This window comes from Megasphaera intestinihominis, from assembly GCF_040096415.1.
Classification (GTDB): domain Bacteria; phylum Bacillota; class Negativicutes; order Veillonellales; family Megasphaeraceae; genus Megasphaera; species Megasphaera intestinihominis.
Genome location: NZ_JBBMEU010000106.1, coordinates 1 through 4,366 on the forward strand (window position 1 = coordinate 1; position 4,366 = coordinate 4,366).

Annotated in this window: 5 protein-coding genes; 1 reads left to right on the plus strand and 4 read right to left on the minus strand. The window is 51.3% G+C overall.

Translation table 11 applies throughout. The annotated features are described in order from the left end of the window. Positions 1 to 24 precede the first annotated feature (24 nt). From WMO23_RS10945 to WMO23_RS10960, 4 genes are all read right to left on the minus strand, one after another. A complete protein-coding gene (locus WMO23_RS10945) occupies positions 25 to 744 on the minus strand; it encodes an amino acid ABC transporter ATP-binding protein (RefSeq protein ID WP_020311101.1) in 720 nt (239 codons plus the stop codon). Further along, complete coding sequence (locus WMO23_RS10950; protein ID WP_020311102.1) at positions 731 to 1,396, minus strand: amino acid ABC transporter permease; 666 nt, start codon at positions 1,394 to 1,396, stop codon at positions 731 to 733. Before WMO23_RS10950 ends, WMO23_RS10945 begins: the two co-directional genes overlap by 14 nt. A 332-nt stretch (positions 1,397 to 1,728) precedes the next feature. Next, positions 1,729 to 2,691: a 6-phosphofructokinase gene (pfkA, locus tag WMO23_RS10955; RefSeq protein ID WP_292108355.1), complete on the minus strand. Its 963-nt coding sequence runs from the start codon at positions 2,689 to 2,691 to the stop codon at positions 1,729 to 1,731. Next, positions 2,688 to 3,248 carry a shikimate kinase gene (locus WMO23_RS10960; protein WP_020311105.1) on the minus strand — a complete coding sequence of 187 codons (561 nt, stop codon included), beginning with the start codon at positions 3,246 to 3,248 and terminating at the stop codon, positions 2,688 to 2,690. Before WMO23_RS10960 ends, pfkA begins: the two co-directional genes overlap by 4 nt. Before the next feature lie 338 nt (positions 3,249 to 3,586). On the opposite strand from WMO23_RS10960, the gene WMO23_RS10965 reads away from it, so the two are divergent. Continuing rightward, a partial coding sequence (locus tag WMO23_RS10965) for an RNA-guided endonuclease InsQ/TnpB family protein (protein WP_349174068.1) occupies positions 3,587 to 4,366 on the plus strand: 780 nt, incomplete at its 3' end.

The following is a 4,366-nucleotide window of genomic DNA, read 5'->3' on the forward strand; positions in this document are numbered from 1 at the left end:
TGCGCCCCCTAGGGCGCACTTCTCCTACAATATCTTCGACAAGAACAGTTTCGTCCGTTCTTCTTTCGGATGGAAGAAGATGTCATCCGGCTTCCCTTGTTCCAGGATTTTCCCTTCGTCGATGAACAGGACGCGATCGGCGACTTCCCGGGCAAAGCCCATTTCGTGGGTGACGATGGCCATGGACATGCCGTCTTTGGCCAAATTCTTGATGACGTCCAATACTTCGCGGACCATTTCCGGGTCCAATGCCGATGTCGGTTCATCGAAGAGCATGAACTTCGGTTTCATGGCCAGGGCGCGGGCAATGGCCACACGCTGCTGCTGACCGCCGGACAAAGTTTCGGGATAGGCGTCTTTCTTATCGGCCAGGCCGACTTTTTCCAAGAGCTGGATAGCCGTCTTCGTCGCTTCATCCTTGCTTTCACCGCGGGTCTTCATGGGCGACAAGATGATGTTCTGCAAGACCGTCATGTGCGGGAAGAGATTGAAGCGCTGGAAAACCATGCCGACTTCCTTGCGGATATTGTTGATGCTCTTGGCATCGCTCATGCTGATGCCGTCGACGATGATTTCCCCAGCCGTCGGCTGTTCCAGATAGTTGATGCAGCGCAGGATCGTACTCTTGCCGGAACCGGACGGGCCGATGATGACGACGACTTCTTTATCTTGAATGGTCAAGTCGATGCCCTTCAGGACTTCGTGCTTGCCAAAACTTTTTTTCAAACCTTTAATTTCTATCATCCGTTGCGAACCTCCGTTCCAAATAGCTTACGAGACGGGCAATGGTCAAAGTCATGACCAGGTAAATAGCAGCGACAGTCAGCCAGATTTCAAAAGAACCATAGGTCTTGGCTATGATGAGCTGGCCGCGGCGGGTCAATTCTTCAAAGCCGATGACCGAAACCAGGGACGTTTCCTTGGTCATGGAAATAAATTCGTTGCCCAGCGGCGGGATGACGTGTTTAAAAGCCTGGGGCATGATGACATAGCGCATGGTCTGCATCCACGACAAGCCCAGGGAACGGCCGGCTTCCATCTGGCCTTTATCAACGGACTGGATCCCGGCGCGGAAGATTTCCGAAACGTAAGCACCACTGTTGATCGAGCAGGCAGCGACGGCAGCGACGAAGGGGTTGATGCGTTCGCCAATGACCATCGGCAGGGCAAAATAAATCAGGAAAATCTGGACCAGCATAGGCGTACCACGGATAATATTGACGTAGCAGACGGCAATGACCTGTAAAGTCTTGACGCCCGACAAGCGGCACACACTGGTAATCAGGCCGAAAATGAAACCCAGGCCGACAGCGATTGCCGTGATTTCAATAGTGACACCGGCACCTGCCAACAACAGGGGCAATGAGTTCCAAATCAGACTAAAATCAAACGACATGATAACACTCCTCTAAATGACACTCTATAACATATGATAATATATACGCTACTCTATTATACGTGCATATTTATAAGATGTCAACGCATTTTCCCTGTCTCCCTTCATAGGCCCTTTGGGACCTGTCAGGTGCTGACCGCAGGAAAGAGCAGGCCAGTTGCCAAAAGGGAGCGCCGAGCTGGAGGTGGCCTTAAGGGCCGGAGACGTTGCACTAAAAAAAGTTGTCGCATGACGGCGAGAACCTTCATGCGACAACCTCTTTCCAAACCTCTCAGTCAGCTATGCTGACAGCTCCCCTATCAAGGGAGCCACAAACTACGAGCCACGAACGCCTATCTCCCCAGGAGATGGACGAGGTGGAACAGGTTTTCGTCGATGGGATAGCGCAGGGCTTCGGCTTCCGAATACGGTGTCGCTACGACGCGGTTGTCGATGAGGCCGACGACGCAGTTATACGTGCCAGCCAGCAGGCTGTCGACGGCTTTCTGAGCGAAACGGCCGGCCATGATGGCATCGTAAGCCGACGGGGCCCCGCCGCGCTGAACGTAGCCGAGGACGGTCAGATTCGGCGACAAATACGTATGTTCCTTGATATAATCGACGACGTCCGCCCCTTTGGCAGCGCCTTCTGCGACGATGACGATGCTGCTCAGTTTCTTCATGCGGTGCGATTCTTCCAGGTGACGGCAGAGGGCAGCCAGATCGACGGGATGTTCCGGGACCAGGACCGCTTCGGCGCCGGAAGCCATGCCGGCGTTGAGGGCGATGAAACCGGCTTCACGGCCCATGACTTCGATGACGGCGACGCGGTCGTGGGAGAAGGCCGTATCGCGGATTTTATTGACCGATTCCAGGACGGTGTTGACCGTCGTGTCGAAGCCCAGGGTATACTGCGTCCCCATCATGTCGTTATCAATGGTGCCCGGAATCGTAATCGTCGGGAATCCCAACCGGCTCAGTGCCTGGGCACCACGCATGGAACCGTCGCCACCAATGACGACGAGAGCATCTATTTCCAGTTCACGCAAATAAGCAACGGCTTTTTTCTGCGTTTCTTTTTTTTTGAATTCCAGGCAGCGGGCTGTCCGAAGCATGGTACCACCGCGATGGATGATAGCGCCGACATCACGACGGCCCAAGGGACGCGTTTCATGACTCAGCAGCCCTTCATAACCGCGAATGATGCCTTCCACCGTGAGGCCTTTCTGAATGGCATACCGCGTGACGCCGCGGATAGCCGCATTCATACCGGGGGCATCCCCGCCGCTGGTCAATACTCCGATTTTGTTGATCATTTTTCATCAATCTCCTTTTTTTCCCTGGCAATGAATTGCACATGCCTTTCGTTGATTTTATGGACAATGGATTCGACGATCTGTGATGCTCCCCCGCGCGTCGTATCAATGACGCAGTCGCAGTACGGATAGACCTCTTCCCACTGTTTCATCATCGTGTGGACGAAATCATGAAGATTTTCATAGTCGACAGTCGGCCGCTTGCCTATATGGCGGCTGACCCGTTCTTCCACGCGGAACGGTTCAGACAATAAGGCGACGATAAACCCATGGCGATGCAGGATTCGATAAGTACCGACATTCATAGGAAAATTGCCGCCAAAGGAAATGACAGCTTCATGATAGCGGCTGACTTGCTGCAGGACATTGATTTCTCGTTCGCGAAACACTTTTTCCCCGGAGCTCGCAAAGAACTCGGCAATGGTCATGCCCACAGCCCGTTCAATACGCCGGTCCGTATCGACAAATTGCCAGCCGAGGCGCTGAGCCAGCTTGCGGCCAATATGACTCTTGCCGCTCCCCATCATGCCGACGAGAACGATATTCCGCTTCATCATTATCGGCGCACCTCCTCAAATTAGTATACTCTGTATATGTACCCCCTTATTCTATCATAATTTTTTCTCCTTGACACAAAAAACTCTGTACTTTTTCTTCATATATCTATAAATGGAGCGAATTTTTCCTCATAACAAGATGTTTCCGTCCCTATCCAAGGCGGACGGCCTGCTTTATCATAGTTTCGCCAGAAGACTCCTTCCTCTTAGGTAGGGGCATCAATGGCGATGGATTTCGCAGGTTCGATGCCTGAGAAATCCACCCTATGTCTTTTCCATCTTAGCCTTTTCACTTCGTCTACAGTATAATGGTAGATAACAGAGGAGGTGAATCCTAGATGTACTTGACGCAATCGAATGTCATCCGCGGCTTGGCGAAACAAGACTATACGATGCTCCGGGAAATGTGCCAATACAGTAATAATCTGTACAATGTAGCGGTCTATACGATTCGGCAGCATTATTTCGATACCCAGCAATTCTTGCGGTATGAAAAAAATTGCCATGTCTGCAAGAAAAATGAAAATTACAGCTTATTGCAGGCTGGTGTTTCTCAACAGATATTGAAAGTAGCCGACCGTAGTTTTCGTTCTTTTTTCGGGCTTTTGCAGAAAGTCAAGTCAGGTGACTATGGTTCAAAGGCTGTCTGCCTGCCACACTATCGTGAAAAAGGCGGTCTCTTCAATCTTATCTTGTCGACGAACGCTATTACCATTAAGAATGGCTTCTTAACCGTGCCGATGAGCCGTGAATATATGAAACGCCATAATGGTCATCGGATTCGGATTCCTGTTCCTGACAGGCTGAAGGATAAGAAAATCAAGGAAGTCCGCATCTGTCCCATGTATGGCGGACGGTATTTCAAGATTCAGTATTGCTACTTACAGGACTCAGAACCGGTGAAAACCTCGTCAGACCGTGTCCTGGCTATCGACTTGGGCCTGGACAATCTGGCCGCCTGCGTTACCAATACAGGGACGTCGTTCCTCATGGACGGTCGTAAACTTAAATCTATCAACCAGTATTGGAACAAACGCAAAACCAGACTCCAAAGCATTGCCGCCAAGCAGGGCCAGAAGACGACGAACCAGCTCTGTCAGTTAGCGAAGAAACGCAAT